This window comes from Nonomuraea sp. NPDC051298 (assembly GCF_055586305.1).
The window spans coordinates 86450-110129 of the sequence record NZ_JBVJIM010000004.1 but is presented as its reverse complement, the minus strand read 5'-3'; the positions used below and the strand labels follow the sequence as shown (position 1 = coordinate 110129).

Annotated in this window: 22 protein-coding genes; 18 read left to right on the top strand and 4 right to left on the bottom strand. The window is 67.5% G+C overall.

Going from position 1 to position 23680, the window contains the following annotated elements; translation table 11 throughout:
* Positions 1-104 precede the first annotated feature (104 nt).
* From ACZ6S0_RS14115 to ACZ6S0_RS14050, 14 genes are all read left to right on the top strand, one after another.
* Complete coding sequence (locus ACZ6S0_RS14115) at positions 105-2963, top strand: sensor histidine kinase (RefSeq protein ID WP_465916355.1); 2859 nt, start codon at positions 105-107, stop codon at positions 2961-2963.
* On the top strand, positions 2960-3382 hold the full coding sequence (locus tag ACZ6S0_RS14110) for a roadblock/LC7 domain-containing protein (RefSeq protein WP_465916352.1): 423 nt from the start codon (positions 2960-2962) through the stop codon (positions 3380-3382). Before ACZ6S0_RS14115 ends, ACZ6S0_RS14110 begins: the two co-directional genes overlap by 4 nt.
* Before the next feature lie 5 nt (positions 3383-3387).
* Positions 3388-3783, top strand: coding sequence for a DUF742 domain-containing protein (locus ACZ6S0_RS14105; RefSeq protein WP_465916347.1), 396 nt, complete (start codon positions 3388-3390; stop codon positions 3781-3783).
* Positions 3764-4351: a GTP-binding protein gene (locus tag ACZ6S0_RS14100; protein WP_344879680.1), complete on the top strand. Its 588-nt coding sequence runs from the start codon at positions 3764-3766 to the stop codon at positions 4349-4351. Before ACZ6S0_RS14105 ends, ACZ6S0_RS14100 begins: the two co-directional genes overlap by 20 nt.
* A gap of 57 nt (positions 4352-4408) precedes the next feature.
* Positions 4409-5965, top strand: coding sequence for a signal recognition particle protein (gene ffh, locus ACZ6S0_RS14095; RefSeq protein WP_465916342.1), 1557 nt, complete (start codon positions 4409-4411; stop codon positions 5963-5965).
* A 359-nt stretch (positions 5966-6324) separates the two neighbouring features.
* A complete protein-coding gene (gene rpsP, locus ACZ6S0_RS14090) occupies positions 6325-6765 on the top strand; it encodes a 30S ribosomal protein S16 (RefSeq protein WP_465916338.1) in 441 nt (146 codons plus the stop codon).
* A 1-nt stretch (position 6766) separates the two neighbouring features.
* The gene (locus ACZ6S0_RS14085) at positions 6767-7012 is read left to right on the top strand and encodes an RNA-binding protein (protein WP_344879671.1); all 246 of its coding nucleotides are present in this window, start codon (positions 6767-6769) and stop codon (positions 7010-7012) included.
* A 70-nt stretch (positions 7013-7082) separates the two neighbouring features.
* Positions 7083-7583, top strand: a complete 501-nt coding sequence (rimM, locus tag ACZ6S0_RS14080; protein WP_465916333.1) for a ribosome maturation factor RimM — start codon at positions 7083-7085, stop codon at positions 7581-7583.
* On the top strand, positions 7583-8380 hold the full coding sequence (trmD, locus tag ACZ6S0_RS14075) for a tRNA (guanosine(37)-N1)-methyltransferase TrmD (protein WP_465916329.1): 798 nt from the start codon (positions 7583-7585) through the stop codon (positions 8378-8380). The genes rimM and trmD overlap by 1 nt, the downstream gene beginning before the upstream one ends.
* A gap of 135 nt (positions 8381-8515) precedes the next feature.
* On the top strand, positions 8516-8878 hold the full coding sequence (gene rplS, locus ACZ6S0_RS14070) for a 50S ribosomal protein L19 (protein WP_465916326.1): 363 nt from the start codon (positions 8516-8518) through the stop codon (positions 8876-8878).
* Between the two features lie 141 nt (positions 8879-9019).
* The gene (gene lepB, locus ACZ6S0_RS14065) at positions 9020-9871 is read left to right on the top strand and encodes a signal peptidase I (RefSeq protein ID WP_465916322.1); all 852 of its coding nucleotides are present in this window, start codon (positions 9020-9022) and stop codon (positions 9869-9871) included.
* Positions 9871-10464 (top strand): signal peptidase I, encoded by a 594-nt coding sequence (gene lepB / locus ACZ6S0_RS14060; protein WP_465916319.1) that lies wholly within the window; start codon positions 9871-9873, stop codon positions 10462-10464. Before lepB (ACZ6S0_RS14065) ends, lepB (ACZ6S0_RS14060) begins: the two co-directional genes overlap by 1 nt.
* A gap of 52 nt (positions 10465-10516) precedes the next feature.
* Positions 10517-11185 carry a ribonuclease HII gene (locus ACZ6S0_RS14055; protein ID WP_344879653.1) on the top strand — a complete coding sequence of 223 codons (669 nt, stop codon included), beginning with the start codon at positions 10517-10519 and terminating at the stop codon, positions 11183-11185.
* A 39-nt stretch (positions 11186-11224) separates the two neighbouring features.
* Positions 11225-11548, top strand: coding sequence for a DUF2469 domain-containing protein (locus ACZ6S0_RS14050; protein WP_026215037.1), 324 nt, complete (start codon positions 11225-11227; stop codon positions 11546-11548).
* A 205-nt stretch (positions 11549-11753) separates the two neighbouring features.
* Here the strand turns inward: ACZ6S0_RS14050 and ACZ6S0_RS14045 are convergent, their stop codons facing one another.
* Positions 11754-11888, bottom strand: a complete 135-nt coding sequence (locus ACZ6S0_RS14045; RefSeq protein WP_465916315.1) for a hypothetical protein — start codon at positions 11886-11888, stop codon at positions 11754-11756.
* A gap of 1462 nt (positions 11889-13350) precedes the next feature.
* Here ACZ6S0_RS14045 and ACZ6S0_RS14040 point away from each other — a divergent pair.
* The 3 genes from ACZ6S0_RS14040 (at position 13351) to dprA (ending at position 17750) form a co-directional block, all read left to right on the top strand.
* Positions 13351-13710, top strand: coding sequence for a YraN family protein (locus ACZ6S0_RS14040; protein ID WP_465916314.1), 360 nt, complete (start codon positions 13351-13353; stop codon positions 13708-13710).
* The gene (locus tag ACZ6S0_RS14035) at positions 13711-15261 is read left to right on the top strand and encodes a YifB family Mg chelatase-like AAA ATPase (protein ID WP_465916311.1); all 1551 of its coding nucleotides are present in this window, start codon (positions 13711-13713) and stop codon (positions 15259-15261) included.
* 1166 nt (positions 15262-16427) lie between these two features.
* Complete coding sequence (gene dprA, locus ACZ6S0_RS14030) at positions 16428-17750, top strand: DNA-processing protein DprA (protein WP_465916309.1); 1323 nt, start codon at positions 16428-16430, stop codon at positions 17748-17750.
* A 369-nt stretch (positions 17751-18119) separates the two neighbouring features.
* Here dprA and ACZ6S0_RS14025 read toward each other — a convergent pair whose 3' ends face one another.
* The 3 genes from ACZ6S0_RS14025 to ACZ6S0_RS14015 form a co-directional block, all read right to left on the bottom strand.
* Positions 18120-18467, bottom strand: a complete 348-nt coding sequence (locus tag ACZ6S0_RS14025; protein ID WP_465916305.1) for a DoxX family protein — start codon at positions 18465-18467, stop codon at positions 18120-18122.
* A 517-nt stretch (positions 18468-18984) separates the two neighbouring features.
* Positions 18985-19476 (bottom strand): hypothetical protein, encoded by a 492-nt coding sequence (locus ACZ6S0_RS14020; RefSeq protein ID WP_465916302.1) that lies wholly within the window; start codon positions 19474-19476, stop codon positions 18985-18987.
* Positions 19477-19643: 167 nt separating this feature from the next.
* Positions 19644-20357 carry a hypothetical protein gene (locus ACZ6S0_RS14015; RefSeq protein ID WP_465916299.1) on the bottom strand — a complete coding sequence of 238 codons (714 nt, stop codon included), beginning with the start codon at positions 20355-20357 and terminating at the stop codon, positions 19644-19646.
* A gap of 1263 nt (positions 20358-21620) precedes the next feature.
* On the opposite strand from ACZ6S0_RS14015, the gene ltrA reads away from it, so the two are divergent.
* On the top strand, positions 21621-23015 hold the full coding sequence (ltrA, locus tag ACZ6S0_RS14010) for a group II intron reverse transcriptase/maturase (protein WP_465916297.1): 1395 nt from the start codon (positions 21621-21623) through the stop codon (positions 23013-23015).
* Positions 23016-23680 lie beyond the last annotated feature (665 nt).

Below are 23680 nucleotides of genomic sequence, written 5' to 3'. Positions count from 1 at the left end.
GAGGTTTGTGCTCAAATTGGGCCTCGAACTTGCCTGCGATCACTCGTCCATGTGACGAAGCCGCTGAGACCCCCTGCAACAGCCATGGCGAGAGGGTGCCACCAGTGACGACAACGACGACCGGCCCCGGTCGTGGCAGCGCTCCGGACGTGCCGGAACAACCTGCCGTCGGTACGGCGCCACCGGCGGCGCACCCACCCCGGTCGGGCAGCCCGTTCGCGTTGCGTAACTGGCGCGTCCGCACGCGTCTCATCGCCCTCATCGCCATTCCCACGATCGTGGGCGTCATCCTGGGCGGGCTGCGGGTCAGCGACTCGATCAGCAGCGCGCAGCAGTACCAGCTCATCGGCGACGTCGGGAGGCTGGTCACCCAGCTCGGCGAGCTGTCCCGCGACCTCGGCCTCGAACGCGACCTGGCCGCCCGTTACGTCGTCTCCGGCAAGGGCGGCTCCGAGGCGGGCAAGCTCCAGAGCCAGCACGAGATCGTGGACGCCAGCCTCACCCGCACCAGGGCCGCCGCGCGGGCGGCCGAGGCGTCGCTGAGCGACCTGGGCCGCCGGACGCTCGACCGGATCGAGGACCGCCTCGGCCAGCTCCCCTCGCTGCGCGACACGGTCGACAAGTCGCAACTGCCGCCGCTGCCGACGGTGGAGAAGTACTCCGAGGTCATCGCCGACATGCTGCTGCTCTACGACGAGCTCGGCCAGGGCTCCACCGACGAGCAGCTCACCGCCACCGCCGCCGCGCTGCGCTCCATCGCCCGCGCCGAGGAGGAGGCGTCGAAGCAGCGGGCGCTGCTGACGATCGCCCTGGTCCGCGGCTCCTTCGACGAACCGGAGTTCACCGCCTTCCTCGACGCGCGCTCCCGGCGCGAGAGCGACAGGATCGCCTTCGAGGCGGTCGCCACGGCCACCCAGCGGCAGGACTTCGACAACACGGTGGCCAGCCAGCGGATCGGCCGCGCCGAGTTCTACATCGCCCGCGCCGTGCTGCTCAACAACGAGGGCCAGTCCCTGCGCCGCCTCGACAACTCCACCACCCGCGACGTCGACCGCTGGTTCGAGTCGATCTCCGAGACCGTCGACCGGCACCACCAGATCCAGAAGTCGCTGTCGGAGCAGGTGGCCACGCGCAGCGCCGACGTCGCGAGCGGCGACAGGCAACTGGCCGCCGTCAACATCGGCCTCGTGGCCGTGCTGCTCCTGCTGGTCCTCGCGATCACCGCCCTCATGGCCAGCTCGCTCGTCCGCCCGCTGCGCCGTCTGCGCGGCGACGCCCTGAAGATCGCCGGTCACACGCTGCCCGACCTCGTCCGCCAGCTCCGCAGCACCGACATCGACCCCGACCAGCTACGGGTCCCGCCCATCGAGATCAACTCCAAGGACGAGATCGGTGAGGTGGCGCGGGCCTTCGATGAGGTGCATCGTGAGGCGGTGCGGTTGGCGGGTGAGGAGTCGCGGTTGCGGAGCAATGTGAACGCGATGTTCGTGAACTTGTCGCGGCGTAGTCAGACGTTGGTGGAGCGGCAGATCACGTTGATCGATGGTCTGGAGCAGGGTGAGCAGGATGAGCAGCGGTTGGGGAACCTGTTCAAGCTGGATCATCTGGCGACGCGTATGCGTCGTAACAGTGAGAACCTGCTGGTGCTGGCGGGTCAGGATCCGCCTCGGCGCTGGAGTCAGCCGGTCAAGCTGGTCGACGTCGCCCGTGCCTCTCTGTCGGAGGTCGAGAACTACGAACGCGTCGTCCTGGAGGTGCCCGAAGGCGTCTCCATCGCCGGCCAGGCCGTCAACGACGTCATCCACCTGCTCGCCGAGCTGATCGAGAACGCCCTGTCGTTCTCGCCGCGCGAGACCCGCGTCCCGGTCTCCGGCAGCAGGATCGACGGCGGCGGCATCATGCTGTCCATCAGCGACTCCGGCATCGGCATGACCGCCGAGGAACTGGCCCAGGCCAACGAGCGCCTGGGCGACGCCCCCACCGTGGACGTGTCCGTCTCCCGCCGCATGGGCCTGTTCGTGGTCGCCAGGCTGGCGCACCGGCACGGCGTCCGGGTGCAGTTGCGGCCGCACGGCTCCGGCGGCCTGACCGCCATGGTCCTCATGCCCGAGTCGCTGCTCGGCGCGCAGACCCCCTCGTACGCCGGCGCCGCGCCCGCGGTCTCCAGGGAAGAGGCGTTCCCCACGCCGCAGCCGGCCGCGGCGAGCGCGTGGCCCGCCTCGTCGTACCAGCTCGGCCCCGGGCACCCGTCGTTTCCTTCGTACCCGTCGGAGCCCGTGCCGGCGGGCGGGGGCTGGCCGTCCGCGCCCGCCTTCCCCTCCGTCGAGCCGCCCGCGATCCCCGCGGAGGCCGCCGGCTGGATGTCGGCCGACTCCTCCAACGACGTGTGGGTCCCCTCGCGCGGGTCGATGACCGACGACGGCGGGCTGCCCCAGCGGGACAACGGGCTGCCCCAGCGCGGAGCCGCCGCCGACGAGACCCGGCCCTGGACGCGTACGCCGGAGCCGCCGCCCAACCGCTTCGACTTCCCCGAGACCGAGCTGGCCGCGACCGGCCCGATGCCCGCCGTCATGCCTGCCACCGGCGGCGACGAGTACCTGCCGATCTTCGCCTCGGTGGAGTCGGCCTGGTTCGACCACGGCGCCGAGGCCAACGCCACCTGGGGTTCGGCCAAGGCCGACGCGGGCTGGAGCGCGGCGGAGGCGGTGGTCGAGCCGGTACGTGACGGTGCGACGGCGGCGGGGCTGCCCAAGCGGGTGCCGAAGGCGAACCTGGTGCCCGGCTCCGCCGACACGGTCTCGGCGCCCAAGGGCGTCGCCCCCATGCCGGCGGTCTCCCCTGACCGGGTGCGCAGCCGGCTCTCCAGCTACCAGCAGGGCTTCCGAGCCGCACGCGACGACATCAGCGGGGGCAGGACATACGGGTCCGGCCCCAGGAATGACAGTAGGGAGGAGGGCGCGTGAACGACCTGAGCCACGCGGCACGCGGGGTGGACTGGCTGATCACCGACTTCGTCAGTACGGTCCCGGGGGTCGCGCACGCGGTGGTCGTGTCGTCTGACGGTTTGCCGTTGGCGGCGTCGGCGGGTTTTCCGGCTGATCGGGCTGATCAGTTGGCTGCGATTGCGTCGGGGTTGGTTTCGTTGACGCAGGGTGCGGCGCGGGTGTTCGAGGGTGGTGCGGTCAATCAGACGATTGTGGAGATGCAGCGTGGGCTGATGCTGATCATGTCGGTCAGTGATGGTTCGTGCTTGGCGGTGCTGGCGGCTCCGGACTGTGACATGGGTCTGGTGGCGTATCAGATGACGCTGATGGTCGATCGCGCCGGTCAGGTGCTGACTCCGGCTGTGCGTGCCGAGCTGCGCGCCAGCCAGACCAGGTGATGTAGGTGAGCAACTCGTGGAACACCGGAGGCTGGGACCCCCCGCCGCCGCCCTCCAGCTCCGACCCCGCCTCCCCGGTGCGTCCCTACGCCGTCACGGGCGGGCGTACCGCGCCCAAGCTCAAGCTGGCGATGGAGGCCCTGGTGTCCTCGGCGACGGCCGAGCACCGGGAGTTCTCCCACATCACGCCCGAGTACAAGGCGATCAGCCAGCTCTGCCTGCAGGTCAGATCGGTGGCGGAGGTGTCGGCGCTGTTGCGGATCCCGCTCGGCGTGGCACGGGTTCTCATCGCTGACATGGCGGCCGAGGGCCTGGTTCGGGTGCATCAGCCGCAGCTCGATGCGGGTCGACCTGACGTCAACCTGCTGGAAAGGGTGCTAAGTGGACTTCGCAGGCTCTAGCCCCGGTCTCACCTCGACGAAGATCGTGGTGGCCGGTGGTTTCGGGGTGGGCAAGACGACGTTCGTCGGGGCGGTGTCGGAGATCATGCCGTTGACGACGGAGGCGGTGATGACCGATGCGTCGGCGGGGATCGATGATCTGGGGATGACGCCGTTGAAGTCGACCACGACTGTGGCGATGGACTTCGGCCGGGTGTCGCTGGATCGTGATCTGATCTTGTATTTGTTCGGGACTCCTGGTCAGCATCGGTTCTGGTTCATGTGGGACGACCTGGTGCGGGGTGCCATCGGCGCGGTCGTGCTGGTCGACACCCGCCGTCTGGCCGACAGTTTCCCCGCCATCGACTACTTCGAAGAGGCCCAGCTCCCGTTCGTCGTGGGCGTCAACGGATGGGACGGCCAGTACGCGCACAGCGACGCCGAGGTGCGCGACGCGCTCACCCTCGCCCCGCACATCCCGATGGTGCGCCTCGACGCCCGTTCCAAGGACTCCGTCAAGGGCGCGCTGATCAACCTCGTCGAGCACGCGCTGACGGTGCGGATGGCCGTGCCAGGCTGGAGCGGCTAGCGGAGCGGCTAGTCTGGACTCTTAGACGTACATTCGCTTCGAGGACTGGCCTACCACGTGTTCGAGACGCTATCCGACCGGTTGACATCGGTTTTCTCCTCCCTCCGATCAAAGGGGCGGCTGTCCGATGCCGACATCGACGCCACCACCCGTGAGATCCGCATCGCCCTGCTCGAGGCCGATGTCGCGTTGCCGGTGGTCAAGGCGTTCGTCGCCCAGGTCAAAGAGCGCGCCCGCGGCACCGAGGTGTCCCAGGCGCTGAATCCGGCGCAGCAGGTCGTCAAGATCGTCAACGACGAGCTGATCGGGATCCTCGGCGGCGAGACCCGCAGGCTCCGCTACGCCAAGACGCCGCCGACCGTCATCATGCTGGCGGGCCTGCAGGGCGCGGGCAAGACGACGCTGGCGGGCAAACTGGCCAGGTGGCTGCGCGAGGAGGGCCACACGCCCATGCTCGTCGCGGCCGACCTGCAGCGGCCCAACGCCGTCCAGCAGCTCCAGGTGGTGGGCGAGCGCGCTCAGGTCGCCGTCTACGCGCCGCAGCCCGGCAACGGCGTCGGCGACCCGATCGCGGTCGCCCGCACCTCCATCGACGAGGCCAGGCGCCTGCAGCACGACATCGTCATCATCGACACCGCCGGCCGCCTGGGCATCGACCAGGAGATGATGCGGCAGGCCGCCGACATCCGCGACGCGGTCTCGCCCGACGAGGTCCTGTTCGTGGTCGACGCCATGATCGGCCAGGACGCGGTCACGACGGCGCAGGCGTTCATGGAGGGCGTCGGCTTCGACGGCGTGGTGCTGACCAAGCTCGACGGCGACGCGCGCGGCGGTGCGGCGCTCTCGGTCCGCCACATCACGGGGCGGCCGATCATGTTCGCCTCGACGGGCGAGAAGCTGGAAGACTTCGACGCCTTCCACCCCGACCGGATGGCCTCCCGCATCCTCGACATGGGTGACATCCTCACCCTGATCGAGCAGGCGCAGAAGACGTTCGACGAGGAGCAGGCCGCCAAGATGGCCGGCAAGCTCACCTCGGGCGAGAACTTCACGCTGGAAGACTTCCTCGAGCAGATGATGATGGTCCAGAAGATGGGCCCCATCAAAAACCTGCTCGGCATGATGCCCGGCATGGGGCAGATGCGCGACCAGATCAACTCGATCGACGACCGCGACCTCGACCGCATCGCGGCCATCATCCGCTCGATGACCCCGGCCGAGCGCCAGGACCCCAAGATCATCAACGGCTCCCGCCGGGCCCGCATCGCGGCCGGTTCCGGCGTGACGGTGAGCGCGGTCAGCAACCTGGTCACCCGCTTCTTCGACGCCCAGAAGATGATGAAGCGGATGGCGGGGGGCATGGGCATCCCCGGCATGCCGGGCGGGCGCGCGAAGGCGAGCAAGGCGCAGAAGAAGGCCAAGAAGGGGCGCAGGGTCAGCGGCGACCCGCGCAAGGCGGCGCTGGGCAAGGGCGCCTCCGACGCCGCCGCTCCGGACGAGCCTGCCAAGAAGGGCGGCGGGGCGCTGGGAAACCTGGGGGGCAAGTTGCCTCCGGGGATGGAGTTGCCGCCCGGCTTCGACCCCTCCAAGCTGCGGCTTCCCGGCCAGAAGTAGCCGGTTCGCACGGGAGGCGCGCGGGTCTGTCCGCACGCCTGCCGTGCGGCGTCGTTCGCACGCCTTCCCCGCGGTCGTTCGCGCGCCTGCTCTGCGGCACCGTTCGCACGCCTTCCGCGCGGTCGGCCGTATGCGTGGCCGCGGAGTGGCCGGAGCGTTGCCGGATCTTTGCGTCGTACAGTCGTGACGGGTCGTGGGCAGTGCCGTCGGTCTGGCACAATGACATGTTGGAACATCGTGACCAGGCGGGTGCCCTCTCATCTCCCGCCGATCATGCCTGTCCCTGGAGCGTCACCGCGTCGTGCCCCACTCGGCAAGGTGCCGTTCACCCACGCTCGAATGCAGGAGAGACCACACCCGTGGCAGTCAAGATCAAGCTCAAGCGGCTCGGCATGATCCGCAACGCGCAATACCGCATCGTCATCGCCGACAGCCGCACCAAGCGTGACGGCCGGGCGATCGAGGAGATCGGCCTGTACCACCCGAAGGAAAACCCTTCGCGCATCGAGGTCAACGCTGACCGTGCGGCCTACTGGCTGGGGGTCGGCGCGCAGCCGACCGAGCCGGTGCTCAAGCTGCTCAAGCTCACCGGTGACTGGCAGAAGTTCAAGGGCGAGCCCGCCCCTGCGCCGCTCTTGGTCGCCGAGCCCGCGCCCGACCGGCACGCCCTCTACGAGGCCGCGGCCAAGGAGACGCTGTCCGGTGGCGACACCGGCACGGCCGCCACCACGCCGAAGAAGGCCAAGAAGAAGGAAGAAGCCGAGACCCCCGCCGAGACCCCGGCCGAGGGCGAGGTCTGAGGTGCTCGAGGAGGCTCTCGAGCACCTCGTGAAGGGCATCGTCGAACATCCTGACGATGTCCGGGTCCGCGCCCGCCGCATCCGCAGCGGGCGCGTCCTGGAGGTCCGGGTGCACCCCGAGGACCTGGGTAAGGTCATCGGACGCGGCGGGCGCACCGCCAAGGCGCTGCGCACGGTCGTGAACGCCCTGTCCGACGGGAAGTACGTACGGGTCGATCTGCTCGACCTGCACGAAGCGGTCCGTTAGCGTCAGGTTTGCGCGCCCTCATCGGCTTGGTCCGATGGGGGCGCTTGCGTTGAGAAGAAGGCAGGTTCACGTGCAGTTGGTCGTCGGCCGGATCGGCCGCCCGCACGGGGTACGCGGTGACGTGACCGTGGAGGTGCGCACCGACGATCCCGAGCTGCGCTTCGCCGCCGGGGCCGCGATCGCGACCGACCCCCCTGAGCGGGGGCCGCTCGTCATCGAGGAGCGCCGCTGGCACCGGAGTGTGCTGCTGCTGTCGTTCGAGGGGGTCGCCGACCGCGACGCGGCCGAGGAACTGCGCGGCACCATGCTGGTGATCGACTCGGCCGAGCTGGCGCCGTCCGACGATCCCGACGAGTTCCACGACCACCAGCTCATCGGGCTGGCGGTGGAGACGGTCTCGGGAGAGCCGGTCGGAGAGGTGTCCGACGTGCTCCACCACGGCCAGGATCTCCTCGTCGTGCGCAGGAAGGGTCAGGAGGAGGCGCTGATCCCGTTCGTGCGGGCGCTGGTGCCCGAGGTCGACCTGGAGGCGGGGCGGCTGGTCGTCGATCCGCCCGAAGGGCTGCTGTGATGCGGCTCGACATCATCTCGATCTTCCCAGAATACTTCGCGCCGCTCGGCGTCTCGCTGATCGGCAAGGCGCGGGAGCGCGGCACGCTCGACGTACGCGTGCACCAGTTGCGCGACTGGACCCACGACGTGCACAAGACCGTGGACGACACCCCCTACGGCGGGGGCCCTGGCATGGTCATGAAGCCCGAGGTGTGGGGCGAGGCCATCGACTCGGTGACCGGGTCGGCCGGCGGGTTCCCGGAGGGCGTCCCGCGAATGATCGTGCCGACGCCGAGCGGGCGGCCGTTCACCCAGGAGCTGGCTCAGGAGCTGGCGGGGGAGCCGTGGCTGCTGTTCGCGTGCGGGCGCTACGAGGGCATCGACTCCCGCGTGATGGAGGAGTACGCCTCGCGGCTGCCCGTCGACGAGGTCAGCATCGGCGACTACGTGCTGGCCGGGGGCGAGGTGGCGGTGCTGGTCATGGTGGAGGCCGTCGGCAGGTTGCTGCCAGGGGTGCTGGGCAACGCCCAGTCGGCCGTGGACGACTCGTTCGCGCCCGGCTCGATGCGGAACCTGGTCGAGGGGCCCGTCTACACCAAACCGCCCGTGTGGCGGGGCCACGAGGTGCCGGCCGTGTTGCTGTCCGGGCACCACGGAAACGTCGCCAGGTGGCGGCGCGACGAGGCGATCCGGCGTACGGTGCGAAACCGGCCCGAGCTGGCGGCGGCGCTCGATCCCGCGACGCTCGACAAGCACGACAGAAGGCTCCTCGAGGAGCTCTCGTTTCGCCTCAGGCCGGAAGATATGGCAAACTGAATCGCTGCCAGCCGTCAATCGGCTGGTCTGCCGTGCCCGGGAAACGTCCCGGGCAATCACATCAGCAAGCGCGTCCGCCGCGAGCCACGGCCGGGTGGACCTCCGCGTGCTCACGAGGACTTGAGGATTGCTCTCATGCACACGAAGATCCAGGAGCTCGAGAAGGCGACCCTGCGCGGCGACGTGCCGAGCTTCCGCCCCGGTGACACCCTTGAGGTGCACGTCCGAGTCGTCGAAGGAAACCGCTCCCGCGTCCAGGTCTTCAAGGGCTTCGTCCTGCGCAGGCAGGGCAGCGGCGCCCGCGAGACCTTCACGGTCCGCAAGATCAGCTACGGCGTCGGCGTCGAGCGGACCTTCCCCGTGCACAGCCCGGTCATCGAGAAGATCGTGCTCGTGACCCGCGGTGACGTGCGTCGCGCCAAGCTCTACTACATGCGCGATCTGCGCGGCAAGGCCGCCCGCATCCGCGAGAAGCGCGAGACCACGGTCGCCAAGTAAGTCCTGGTTTTCCCGATGGCCCGTGCAGTGCGCGGGCCATTCGGCTTTACGGGGCCGTTTCCTTTATGTGGAGCGACTCGGGCGTGGGTGTAACGTCGGTCGGGGGCTGTCGGGCCAAGTCATCATCTAGGCTCGTCAGCGATGACTAGCGAAAGCCAGGAGCACGGCGCCGCGCGCCGCCCTGTCGAGGACGAGGTGGACGTGGTCGCGGAAGAGACTCAGAAGCCGGCCAAGGGTGAAAAAGAGAAGAAGGGGTCTTTCTGGAAAGAACTCCCCGTTCTCATCGTGGTGGCCCTGGCGCTGGCCCTGATCATCAAGACGTTTGTGGTCCAGGCCTTCTACATTCCGTCGGAATCGATGGAGAACACCCTGCTGAAGAACGACAGGGTTCTGGTCAACAAGCTCGTCTACCACACCCGTGACATCGAGCGCGGCGACGTGGTCGTGTTCTCGGGCGTCGACTCCTGGGACGGCGAGTTCCAGATGGAAGAGCCGTCCAACGCGGTGGCGGCGTTCTTCCGGTGGGTCGGCACGGCGTTCGGCATCGTGCCCGGCGAGAAGGACTACATCAAGCGGGTCATCGGCATCGGCGGCGACCACGTCAAGTGCTGCGACTCCAAGGGGCGCATCACGGTCAACGGCACGGCCATCGACGAGGAGAGCTATCTCTATCCGGGCAACGTGCCGTCCGACGCCTTCTTCGACATCATGGTGCCGCAGGGGCGGTTGTGGGTCATGGGCGACCACCGCTCGGTGTCGCTCGACTCGCGCTCGCACACCGCCGATCCGGGCGGCGGGTCCATTCCCGAAGGTCAGGTCATCGGGCGGGCCTTCGTGATCGTCTGGCCGTTCAACCGGTTCGCCACGATAGACATCCCGGAGACGTTCGCGCAGCCCGCGTTCCAGGCGCTCGGTGGGGCCGTCCCGCTGGTCGCCGGGTTCGGGCTGGCCGTACCCTTGGTGCTGGTCCGCCGACGCCTGAGGGGGCGTTGATGGCCGTCACCAAGAAGGCGGAGGGCGTGGCGAAAGAGAAGAAGAAGGGCGGGTTCCGCGAGACCGTCCTGCTGCTCGTCATGGGCGTCGGCCTGGCGCTGCTGCTGCAGACGTTCGTGGTCGGTTCGTTCTACATCCCGTCCATCTCGATGGAGAACACCCTGCTGGTCAACGATCGGGTCTTCGTCAACAAGCTCGCGGGCAAGCCCGAGCGCGGCGACATCGTGGTGTTCAAGGGCTGGAACGGCGAAGACACCATCAAGAGGGTCATCGGCGTCGGCGGCGACAAGGTGGTGTGCTGTGACAAGCAGAAGCGCATCACGGTCAACGGCACGCCGCTGGACGAGACCTCCTACCTCTACCCCGGCGACTTCCCTTCCGGTGACGACTTCAACGTCACGGTGCCGGCCGGGAAGCTCTGGCTGATGGGCGACCACCGCTCCGCCTCGGCCGACTCCCGGGCCCACATGGGTGAGCCCGGCGGCGGCTTCATCGCCGAGGACGCGGTGGTCGGCAAGGCCGTGGTGCGCTACTGGCCGCTGTCGCGGGGCTATCTGTTCTCCCGCCCCGAGACCTTCGACAAGGTCAAGTAGAGCCGGCTTCCAGTCGCGGTTTGCGGCGAATGGGGCGTACGCTTCCTGTGTCATGACAGTTGCGTTCCGCCCTCGACCGAGCGTCGTCCGGCGCGATTCCGGACTCTACGCCTATGAGCGGGCGCTCGCCCGCCGCGGCCTCACCCCCATCGCGGGCGTCGACGAGGCCGGTCGTGGCGCGTGCGCGGGTCCGCTGGTGGTGGCCGCGGTCATCCTGCGCAGGCAGATCGACGGCCTGGGAGACTCGAAGCTGCTGTCGCCGCCGGTGCGCGAACGCCTCTACACGCAGATCATGCGCGTCTCCCAGGTAGGCATAGTGATCATCCCGCCTGGGGAGATCGACGCAAAAGGTCTGCACAAATGCAACGTCTCGGGAATGCGGCGCGCTGTCGCACAGTTGCCCTGTGACCCGGAGTACATCCTGACGGACGGTTTCCCGGTGCCGGGCCTCCCGGCGCCGTCGCTGGCCGTGTGGAAGGGGGACCAGGTGGCCGCATGCGTGGCGGCGGCGTCGATCGTGGCCAAGGTGACCCGAGATCGTCTCATGGTCACGCTCGACGAACGCTACCCGCAGTACGGCTTCGCCGAGCACAAGGGGTATGTCACACCGGGACATCGGCTGGCGCTGGAAACGCACGGCCCGTGTCCCGATCACCGTTACTCCTTCGTCACGGTGGCGAGGGGGATGGGTGAAAATGAAATGGGGGCCGGGGTTGCCTGAGCAGGCGAACCGGGGGACCGGTACGACAGGAGGACCGCGATGAGCGCAGAGGATCTCGAAAAGTACGAAACCGAGATGGAGCTGCAGCTTTACCGCGAATACCGCGATGTCGTCGGTTTGTTCACGTACGTGGTGGAGACTGAGCGGCGCTTCTACCTGACCAACTCAGTCGATCTCGACGTCCGTACGGCGGAGAACGGCGACGTGTTCTTCGACGTGAAGATGCAGGATGCCTGGGTGTGGGACATGTACCGGCCGGCGCGGTTCGTCAAGAACGTCCGGGTGGTCACGTTCAAGGACGTGAACGTGGAGGAACTCGCCAAGGCCGACCTGGAGATGCCCAAGGAAGGGTTCTCGGGGTAGGTAGATCTTCGGCGGCGCCGGCACGGCTGCTCTGGGCTGTGGAGTTATGGGCTCTGGGCTGGAGTTCTGGGCTCTGCTCGCTCAACGCAGCCGCTCGTTCGTCGCAGTCGCCTCCCGACACGGCCGCTCGCTCATCACGGTCACCGCTCAACGCGATCGCCGTTCCACACGGTCACTTGCTCGACGCGATCGCCGTTCCACGCGGTCACTGCTCGACGTTGCCTCCGTCATCGCACGATCGGAGCTTGGTCTGGCGCCAGTTCGTCGAGGTCGCCGCGTAACGCACCCGCCCGTACATCCCGATCACCGCCTTACGCACCCGCCTGTACATCGCGATCACCGGTCGATGCGCCCGCCCATACATCGCGATCACCGGTCAACGCGCCCGCCCGTTCATCCCGACGGCTTAGGCAACCGTCTGTTCCTCGTGATCGCCCCATGATCGGCCGCACGTTCATCGCGGACGGCCGCTTGACGGGGCCGTCCGCCTATCGCGGCCGTGCGCTTGAGCGCCCGCCCACCCGCCGTGAGCAACCACTCGACGTGATCGCCCACGCCCACCCGCCCCAAGCCGAGCCGCAGCCGTGCGCCCCGGGCCACAAAACGCCACAGCCCCAGAACTCCACCTCGATGGATAGTGGACCGCAACGGGACACGGTGACGTAGGGGCGCGAATCTGGCATCGGTGAAGCGTCGACCTCGGTGGAGCGCTGGCTCCGGTGGAGCGTCGACTTCTTGATGGGGCGTCGGCCTCTGGGCGGAGTGTTGACCCCCCGGCGGAGCGTGGACCTCGGCGAGAGCCGACCTTGGCAAAGTGTCAGCCCCGAGGACGAGCCGAGCCAGGGCCGAACAGAACAGAAGAGCGCCAAGCCGAGTCGTCCGGTCGGGCTGAGTCGTCCGGTCGGACTGAGTCGTCCGGTCGTGTCGGTCGGGTCGAGTCGTTCGGTCGAGCGAGTCGTTTGGTCGGGCTGAGTCGCCAAATCGAGCTGAGCCGCCCGATTGGGCCGAGTCGAAGTGTCTGGTCGCGCGCCCAGGATCCACAGCCGGTCGATGTCCTGTCGGCCCCGGCCCTCTCCACCGTGAGTAGCGCGGCGGCTGGGCTGGGCGAGCCATGGCGGGGCCGTCCACTCGCTTGAGCCGCCCGCTCCGCTTGAACCAGTCGACCGTCAGCAGCGCCTTGGTAGCGGCCGCTTGCTTGATGGGTCCGTCCGCGCGATGTGATTCCCGATCGACCGCACGATGCTCGCCTGCCCGACAGGCACTGCCGCCCATTGCCTCGGCCACCCACCTGACACGACGCTCCGCAGGGTCTCAGCCGCCGAAATCATCTGCTTCCACTGAGGCACGCCAAACCTTCCGTGCCAGCCCCTATCGGGCCTATTAGGCAACCTGGGCACATCCGGGACGACCGACCGATCCCGCCCAGGCGTCCGCGCCGCCCGGAACCGCCGCGTCGAAGGTCGAAGCCTGTAGTCGCGTCCCTGCGGTCGCGTCCCCTGAATTTGCGTCCCTGCAGTCGCGCGGCTGTAGCCGTGTCGTGTCGTGCAGTCGTGTCCCACAGCCCGATGGAAGTGCGGTAACCGGATCGGAGTCAGGGATCGAAGCTCGGTTCCAGATCCGGAGATTCCGGAAGCCGTGGCATTCAGAGCCAAAATCGAACGGGTTTTCCACAACCCGCCCCCACCTCAACCATCACAATCCCCAGAACTCCATTCGGCCCCTCCACCACCACCCCGCATCCGCCAAGGTCGTGCCACCCCCCCGCACCGAACACCGACCCAACAGGACGGGAGACACGGCCCATGGCCACGGAGAGCAAGCTCGACCTCGGCAAACGCGGCGAAGAGGTAGCCGTGACCTACCTGGAAACCCAAGGCATGAAAGTCATCGACCGCAATTGGCGCTGCCGCCACGGCGAGATCGACATCATCGCCGAGGACGGGCCGACGCTGGTCGTCGTCGAAGTCAAGACCAGGTCGAGCAGATCCCACGGCTCGGCACTGGAGTCGGTGAGTCCCGCCAAGCTCGCCAGATTGCGCATGCTCGCGGCCAAGTGGCTGACCATGCAGTCCCGTACGTTCGAAACGGTAAGAGTAGACGTGATCGCCCTTGAACGTTTCGCAGGAGACTTCGCCCTCCGCCACGTACGGGGGGCGATCTAGATGGCGGTGGCCCGCACACGCAGCGTGGCACTCGTGGGCGTCGCCGGTCGCACCGTCGAGGTCGAGGCCGACGTGGGTAACGGCCTTGCCGGCATCCACCTCATCGGCCTGCCCGACACCGCGCTCAGTGAGGCGCGCGATCGGGTCAGATCGGCTACGGTCAACAGCAACTACCCGTGGCCCGACGCGCGCATCATCGTAAGCCTGTTCCCCGCCAGTCTTCCCAAGCGCGGCTCCCAGTTCGATCTTGCCATCGCCGTGGCCATCCTGGGCGCGGCAGGCGTGGTGCCGGCCCATCGCATCGCGGAGCTGTTCTTCCTCGGGGAACTCGGCCTCGACGGCCGTATCAGAGGCGTACGCGGTGTCCTGCCCTCCGTCCTGGGCGCGGCCAAGCATGGTGACGCCACCGTCGTCGTCCCGGCCGCGAACGCGGCGGAGGCCGTCCTCGTACCCGACGTGAACGTGGTCCCGGTCGGTCACCTGCGTCAACTCGTGGAATGGCTCCGCAAAGGGGACGCACCACCCGAGCCTGAACCCGAAGTCGATGCGGAAGCAGAGGAGTGCTCGGAGGCTCCCAAGGCGGCCGGCGCCCCTGACATCGACCTGGCAGACGTCGTGGGCCAGCCGGTCGCCCGACGCGCCCTCGAGGTCTGCGCGGCAGGCGGCCACAACCTCTGGATGCTGGGTCCACCGGGCACCGGCAAGACGATGCTGGCGGAACGCCTCCCCACCCTCCTGCCGGATCTGGAGCTCGACCACGCCCTCGAAGTCACTGCCATCCATTCGGTGGCCGGCACCCTGCCGCCGAGCGCCCCGATGATGAGCCGACCGCCGTTCGTCGGCCCGCACCACACGGCGACCTCTGCCGCGATCATCGGTGGCGGCAGCACGATCGTCCGTCCTGGAGCTGTGTCTCTGGCTCACCGGGGCGTCCTTTTCATGGATGAGGCTCCGGAGTTCCCCCGACATGTCCTCGACGCGCTGAGACAGCCACTGGAGTCCGGCCGGGTGACGGTTTCCAGATCGGCAGGCTCGGTGACCTTCCCCGCCAGATTCATGCTCGTCCTGGCCGCGAACCCCTGTCCTTGCGCCCAGACCGAGGACCAAAGGGAGACCTGCAAGTGCTCGCCCACGATCCGACGCCGCTACCTGGGGAGACTCTCGGGCCCGCTCCTCGACCGCGTGGACATGAAGGTCACCGTCGCCCGCTCGTCCAGACGCGAGCTCCTCGCCGACCGCCAGTTCGTCGAGAACAGCAGAACGGTGGCCGAACGCGTCCTCACCGCCCGTGAGCGAGCCGCCAAACGCCTGACCGGCACGCCGTGGCGCTCGAACGCCGAAATTCCCTCTTCGGTCCTCCACACCGACTACCGTCCCGCCGCCGACGCCATGCGCCCCATGACGGCCTGCCTCGACGCGGGCACCCTCACGGCCCGTGGCCTCGACCGTGTGGTCCGAGTGGCATGGACTCTCGCCGACCTCGCCGACAAAGACACCCCAGGTCAGGACGAAACCAACGCCGCCCTCAGCTTCTGGCTAGGCGTGAGATAGCCCCCATCAAGCAGTGGAACGAACAAGGCACTCCCCATCAAGCAGTGGAACGAACGAGGCACTCCAGCCCCGGCCCTCTCACCCGAGCCACCCCACATCCCCAGAAACCGGAGCACGAATACATGCCCATCACTCCCACACTCCCCATGAACCACCCGCTGCCGCCGAACACCCTCACCACCACACCCCTGGGCAACCATCTGCCGCCGACACGTTCAATCGGCACCGCCACCCCCGCTTCGGCGCCCGGCCATGGAACCGAGTCCTCCGGCGGCACCCTGCCAGTGGCACATTTCGCTGGCCACGCCACCACCGAGCCGAGAACAGCCATGACGACGAAGCTTCCAACCGCCACCATCACCACCCCACCTTCAGGCCGTCCCCCGACCACCAATTCCCCGGATACCGCGCCGCGCCCTACCCGGACCCACAAACCTCAGGCCACCCCACCACCGGACACCACCCCTGCAACAGCACCCTCGCGTACAACAGCCCTCTCGTCCATGGCCGATTCCCCACGCCCAGCCACGCCCCCGCACAGACCAGGACCTTCGCATGCACCCGACCCCTCGCATGCACCCGACCCCTCGGATCCCGCCAAACCTTCAGGCCCAGCCAGTTCCCTCAGTGCGGCAGGATCCCCACCAACAGCCGGAGCGACGCCAGCAGTCACACAATCACGGACAACCGCACCCTCGGTCAGCAGCCGGCCTCCCGCACTCGCAGATGCCGCCACGACGTCTTCCACGCCCGTAGCAAGCCGATTCGACGCGCTGCCTCCCTCAGCCCTCATCCCAAGCAACCCCTCGCACCAGATCGCAGCCAGACCGCCTGCTGGCCCATCCAGCAGAGAAGACCCTGAACCCGAAACCGTCCCCACCGACCGCAGAACCGACCCTCCTGACGAAACGCCAGCCGAGAGCCAGGGAAACACCGCCCGCCCTCAGCCCAACTCCGAACCCAACACCACGAACGAGTCTCACGCGACGAGCGGATCTCTGCCGGGGCGCGAACCTCCGACAACGAGTAGACCTCCGACAACGAGTAGACCTCCGGCAACGAGTAGACCTCCGGCAACGAGTAGACCTCCGGCAACGAGTAGACCTCCGGCAACGAGTGGATCCCCAACAACGAGTGGGCCCTCAGCAACGAGCATGTCTCAGCTCATGAGCAGGGCTTACGCCAGGACCAAACCTCAATCCGAGGTGGAGGCCAGAGCCGCTCTCATGCGCGCCGCCGACGTCGGTGACGCCCTCATGGGCCGCCTCATATCCCAACATGGCGCTCAACAAGCAGTAGAGGCGATCCGCGCCCGCACCCTCCCACCAGAGTTCATAGCCCGTGAAGCCCAGCAGGAACGCCCGCAGGACCTCACCTCACGCCTGCACACCTGGTACGCCCGCCTGGCAGCCGCCAACCCCGCAGCCGACCTCGAAGCAGGCCAATGCGCCGGTGCCCGCCTGATCATCCCCGGCCAGGCGGAGTGGCCCACCCAGTTGGACCAGTTGGGCCCGAGTCGCCCTCTGGGCCTATGGGTGCACGGCAACGCAGACCTCCGGTTCTCCTGCCTCAAGTCCGTGGCGGTGGTGGGGGCCAGAGCCGCCACTCCGTACGGCTCGTACGTGGCCGCGGAGTTCGGCGTCGGGCTCAGCGAGTCGGGCTGGACCGTCGTGTCGGGCGGCGCGTACGGAGTGGACGGCGCGGCGCACAAAGGTGCGCTGGCGGCCGGTTCGCCGACGGTCGTCGTACTGGCCTGTGGTGTGGACGTCTGCTACCCGAGCGACCATGAGTCGCTGTTCACCTCCGTCAAAGAGCAGGGCGTTGTGATCAGCGAATGCCCGCCCGGCGTACACCCCACCCGAGCCCGCTTCCTCATCAGAAACCGCCTGATCGCCGCCCTGTCGAGAGGCACGGTCGTCGTGGAGGCCGCCCTCCGCAGCGGCGCCCTCAACACCGCCACCCACGCCCTGTCGCTCAACAGACACCTGGGCGCGGTCCCGGGCCCGGTCACCTCAGCCATGTCAGCCGGATGCCACAGACTCCTCCGGGAGCGCAAAGCGGTATGCGTTACCTCGTCAGACGACATGATCGACCTCGTTGGCGTGATGGGCGATGACCTGGCCCCGCAGATCCGGGCCCCAGCCGTCCCCCGAGACAGGCTCAACGAGCCGACCAAGAGGGTCCTGGACGCCGTCCCCGCCCGTGGCGGCGCAGGCCCGGCCTCGATCGCGGTGGCAGCCGGCGTGAGCCTGGACGCGGCGCTGAGCGCGTTGGGCGGTCTGGCAGCCGCAGGCTACATAGAACGAACCTCAAAGGGCTGGCGTCTCAGAAAGCAAACGACGGCATACCGCAAAGCCCCTGATTCAGCCGCCCTCGAACCCCCACCCGCCCCGGAGCCCGACCCAACCGACACCCCGCCGTTCCCGGATGACTTCCCCGATCTGGACTACGACCATCCCCAGCCCCAGGAGCCTCACAACATCCGTTAAGGGCTCGAACAGAGGGATCAGCGAACAGGTCGTATCCATCAGATGATCGCGGCACCGTGGGCACGGATCGAAGCGTCGCGGACGATCAAGGTCTCGTCGGCGCCATCGCGGCTCTCCCACCGGATGCGCAGACGACGGAACCAGCGAAGGAGCACGGATAGGATGCCCAGCCGGCGAACTGTCGGCCAGGTCGGGTCCAATTGCGTTCGATCTTACGTTCAACGACCAGCAGCGGATGCCGGGCCGACGGCATCCGCTCCGCCGCGACGGTGAGCCTTGCGGCCGACGGCGATGGGCGTTGAAGGGGGCTGAAAATCGCCTCAGCACGATAAGTCGGTCGTGAGAATGTGACCCGCCATCATCTCCCCGTCAGGCGATGTATCCCAGCACCAAGGCGGCGATCACCGGCCCCATGTACAGGAGAGGAAAGACGACGGTCGAGTACGAGCGCGCCCGGAGCACGGTGACCACGGCCCCAGCGAAGTACAGCACCAGACCGATCCCGGCCAGGATGCCGACGACCGGTACGAACAGGCCGACCAGCAGCCCCACTGACCCGGCAGCCTTGGCTGCGCCGAGCCAGGTCCACCACGATTGGGGGACGCCGTAGTCCATCAGCGGCTTCACGACCCACTCGGCGCGGCGCAGGAGGGAGAAGGCAGAGAAACCCACCCAGAGGGCGGCCAGGACGGTGACGATGGTGGCAGTAGTGGACATGGGGGACACTCCCTAGCTGGTGCTTTCTTGTGCCACCGATCCTGCGTGCCCCGCTTGATAACTCCGCTATGCGTTCACGATGCGCGGCCTCCCACCCGAACCTGCGGCCCATCGGTGGCCCATTTCGCCCGATCGACCTCGGCTGCCGCCAACGACGCTCGTCTCCTGAAGAGGAGCGGCGGGCAGGTCCGGCTTTGTCGAAACACTCCCGGTATGTGAAGGGTACGGAGTTCGGACGACGGGGACACAAGCGGCGGGAGCAGGCCGCCTGGGGGAAGCGGTGGGTCGAGGCCGTAAGGGAGGGGGCGCACCCGGGAGAGCCCGAACTCGGTCAGGTGTGTTGCGACAAGCATTAGAACCTGGGCGTCGCCAGGGGGTCAGTATTAAGGATCAGGCACATATTTAGTGATCGGACCCTGGTCAGTCGGTCAGCAGGATGCGTGCGCAGCAGATCGGGGTTGGCGCGGCCGTACACCTGTCGCTTGAGCGTCTTGGTCCTTCTGCGGAATCAGCGATGTCAAGCCGTGTGCTTGTGCATCACATTGAGGTAGTGACGGTCTCGGTGAAGCACGTGGTCGTCCTGGCCCGGGAGGATGAAGATCGCGCAGACGTCAGCGGGCCGGGTGAGGATGCTGGATTGCCGGCCGAACGTGAGGGTGTCGTTGACGTGGTGCTCACAGCCGGCCTTGTCCAGGGCCGTGACCAGTTCCTCGCGGAGCACGGTGGCCCCGAACGACTCTGGTTCGGGGAGGATGAGAGCGGGGAGCTTGGCGGTCGAGCCGGGCCAGAGGTTGATCCAGATGCTGCTGACCGCACGCTGGGTGACGTGCAGTTGGAGTCCGCCCCAGGAGTAGGGGTAGCCGTCGATGTCGGGCCCCTTCATGAGGATGGCGGGGTGTGGACGCCCCGGACCAAGGAGTTCCTCAGCCTCGGCCAGGGGCATACCGCAGTGGAGAGGCCCGATCCGGCCGGTGCGCGCGAAGTCGACGAGAACATCCATCAAGGTCACGGCAGCGACTGTGTCACGGACCCGGGCGAATTCGCATTCCGGTATCAGCCCGGCCTCGGCATCTTCTTGCCTACCGTGATCTACTCAACGGGTCCGATCACAAAATGTGTGCATGATCCGAATTCGGGATCTGGCCCACATTTCGTGATGGACACAGCCCGGTGACATCAGCCGAATCGAGCGCTGAAGCGCTGCCGCAGGTCGGTGTAGTCCCAGGCGGGGAAGAGCTGGGGAAAGTGGTCCAGCATCGCCTCGAGGCCAGTCCGGATGTGCTTGAAGTACGTATCGGAGAGCGGTACCTCATTGGTGAAGAGGTACTGCCATCCGTACGTTCCCTTGGTCAGCGCCAGCTGTTCCACATATCCGGCGTAGGTGAGGTCCAGCCGCACCAACTGTCGGTCCCAGCCCTCGGCCTCGTTCATGTCCATGTCGTAGTACCAGATTTCCAGCGGGTCGGTGTGCCGCTGGATCCGGATGGCCGCGAGCCGCCCTGCGGCGGTGAGCGGAGTGTTGTCGATGACGCGCAGCTCAGAGCAGAGTTCTGCTCCTGGCCAGCCAGGAGGGATGAGATCGGGCGAACGCTTCAGTACTGCGGTGAACAGATCGGTGATACGGAACTCGCCGCCCAGCTCCGGCAGCCCAGAACCGGGCGCGGTCCGCCACAGGTTGCCTAGCACTGAGATCCGCGGGCTATTGACACACAGCTCCCTGCTGAAGATCACACCCTCCCAGTCAGGTAGGTAGCTGAACAGCGCCGGCATCTCATCGAACGTCTCGCCCAGCTCACCGGTCGCCGACCGCTCCGCCGTCAAGTCAGGACAGTCCTGTAGCTCCTGCTGGGCCTGTAGCATCTGCCGCTCGACCGGGGTAGGGGGACGCACACGGCTGACAGTAGCCGGGCGGCCCCAGCTCGGCTACCGCAACTACAGACCCGATGATCTGCACATCCAAGGCATCAGCGCGAGGAGCTGCGCGGATACGGACGATCATTTCCGGGGTGTGTGACCATGATCTGGGTGTGCTGCTCCCTCACCTGGCCGGGGTCGAGGTCGAGCAGATCGAGCAGGTTGCCGGCCGGGCGGAGATCCTGGCGCAGACGAGGTCGGCGGCGGTGTCCTGTCCGAGCTGCGGGTTCTCATCGTCCAGGGGACAGCCGGTGCTGGCGACGGCCGGCCGATACGGCGGTCGGCGGCCGCCGTACGGTGATCGTGCTCCGGGTGCGACAGCAGTTCTGCAATGCGTTGGCACGCGTGCGGCGGACGTTCGCCGAGCAGGTGCCTGGTCTCACTGTCCGGTACGGCCGCAGGACGCCGCGTGAACAGCATCAAGATGATCAGTGATGCAGATGTTCGGCCGAGCCACGCTACTGCTACTTCGTAAGCGGGTCCTGCTCACAGCCCAGCAGGGTTGACCAGCCGGACGGGGCCGTGGCGATCACGAATGTGGGCCAGATGCAGTATTCACGCGTCGTTGAGTGCGCCGTGAGGCGCTGTTGATTCGAGTGGAGGTGAGAGACCTTCACCGCTTGCCCTGTCGCAGCAGGGAGGTGGAGCTGAGGGCAGCCCGACCCGGGTGGTGCCGGGAAGGGCGGCAAGCGGCCCTGACAAAGCCGGGATGTGCCAGCACTGCCAGATGGCGCAGGTCCGGCGAGCGAGGCGGAAAGGAGTACGCGAGGAACCGGCATTTACGTCTCTCAAGCGTGGACCGGCTCAAACCTGGTGGATAGGGGCCGGGAGTGGTGCGTGCCTTTCCTCGTCTGGCGAGGAGGGCAACTCCTGGGCTGGTCTTCGACGGCCGGCCGGGAGACCACGGTGAAGTGCTGCGGGGTAGCCGTGGTGATGCCACAGGGACCGAGTCGGGCTCCTCCTTCGTCGAGCGAATCACAGTGAACACGGGAACCGTCCCGGTTCTGCCTGCCCGCCGCGTGTCCAGCGTGGAGGACAGGCTGGGCGCACTGACCGCCGAGCGGGCCGGGGCGGGGCGGAGCCGCCGTAGTACTCCGAGCCGGGGAAAGCCCGGCACATGGGGAAGGGCGGCAGCGGTGTCGAGAAGGGAAGGATGCTGCAATGCCGAAAGACGCGCCCCCGAATGGCGGCGCCTGGCCCGAGACGGTCCCGGTGGGACCCTATCGGCGGGTATCGGAGATGCAGGCCAAGCTTCACCGTTGGGCGGCGGCCGATCCCGGCCGCCGGTTCGATGACCTGTTCAACTTCGTGCACGACCCGGCAACGCTGATCGTGGCGTTCGATCGGGTCGCGGGCAACACCGGAGCCCGCACTCCCGGCGTCGATGGCCTGACGGTCACCGATGTGCAGGAGCGCATCGGGGTTTCGGCGTTCCTGGATGACCTGCACCATGCGGTGAAGGAGGGACGATTTCGGGCTCTGCCGGTGCGGGAGCGGACGATTCCCAAGCCGGGCGGGTCGGGAAAGGTTCGTCGGCTGGGCATCCCCGCCCTGGCCGACCGGGTCGTTCAGGCGGCGCTGAAGCTGGTCCTGGAACCGATCTTCGAGGCCGACTTCCTGCCGGTCTCCTATGGGTTCCGGCCGCGGCGGCGAGCACACGACGCTGTTGCCGAGGTTCAGCGTTTCGGCACCAAGGGATATCGCTGGGTGCTGGACGCCGACATCGAGGCGTGCTTCGACTCCATCGCGCATCCGGCCCTGATGGAACGGGTGTGCGGCAGGGTCAAGGACAAGCGGGTGCTCGCGCTGGTGAAGGCCTTTCTCAAGGCCGGGGTCCTCACCGAACTCGGCTCTCGGGAGGAGTCCTTCTCCGGCACGCCGCAAGGGGGCGTGCTGTCTCCGCTGCTGGCCAACATCGCCCTGAGCGTGCTGGATGAGCACGTGCACGGGCCGTGGCAGCCGGGCGGGGCCATGAGCACCCCTGGCCGACGCGCCGGACGCCGAGCCAAGGGCCTGCCGAACTGGCGGATTGTCCGATACGCGGACGACTTCGTGGTGCTCGTGCACGGCTCTCGGGACGACGTCCAGGCCCTGCGCGAAGAAGTCGCTGATGTGCTCGCGCCGCTGGGATTACGCCTGTCGCAGGCCAAGACCGGCATCGTGCACATGAGCGAGGCGTTCGACTTCCTCGGGTTCCGTATCCAGTGGCGCCGCAAGCGAGGCAGCAACAAGTGGTACGTCTACACCTTCATCGCCGACCGGCCCATCCGGTCATTGAAGGACAAGATCCGTGCCCTGACGCACAGGTTGTCGCAGCAGTCTCCCAGGAACGTGCTGATCAGGCTGAATCAGATCATGCGCGGCTGGTCGGCCTACTTCCGGCACGCGGTCTGCAAGCACACCCTGAACTCCCTCGAAAACTTCACGTGGCGGAGGGTGATCGGCTGGTGGATGAGACTGCACCGCTGGACGTGGAACGACGTCCGCCGACGATTCACCGATGCGACCGGCCGGTGGCATCGGCCATCGGTGGACGGGATCGAACTGTTCAACCTCGCAGCGGTGACGGTCGCCCGCTACCTCTATCGAGGCAACAAGATCCCCACACCCTGGACACTGTCCAACCACCCCTGACGGCAGACACCGTGGAGAGCCCGTTACCGAGAGATCGGTACGGCGGGTTCGGCGAGCGGTCTGGGGAAACGGACCGGGAGCAATTCCGACACCGCGCCCCAGGCCGACTCGACCAAGGTGACCGCTGAGACGGCCGTCCACGAAGTCGCGGTTTCGTACGCGGGTGGCGCTGACGTCGCAGCTCGCCGGCCGCGCGGCTGGCGGACCAACTCGCGTACGGCATCGGTCCACTGCTCCGGAGCGCCCATGGTCTCGGTCTGCGGTTATGAGTGGGGTCTTGATCTTGGACCGAAACAAAGTAGGAGCCACCGGTGGGTGATCTGCTTCGGCCGCGCGCACTCAGGTAGCACACTGTTGTGTGCGGCCATCGTTCTGCTCTCCTTCGGTCTCGACCAAGGCTTCGCAAGGATCAAGCGGTGGCCGTCACCATTTCCAGACCTCACGGCGCTGACGTGGCAGTCCGTGAGGTCTTCTACACGCCCCGGACTACTCAAGTCACGTCATTTGTACGCAGTCGGCGTTGTGGACGTCGAGCCTCGCCGGCCCAAGCCGGGGCGAGGCCGAGAGAGTGGTCGGGGTGTAGGGCAGGAGCGGGCGTATAGCAGCCGCTCCGGGTGTATGTAGCCGCTGCACGCCCTGCTTCCTGTGATCGGCTGCCTGCGCGT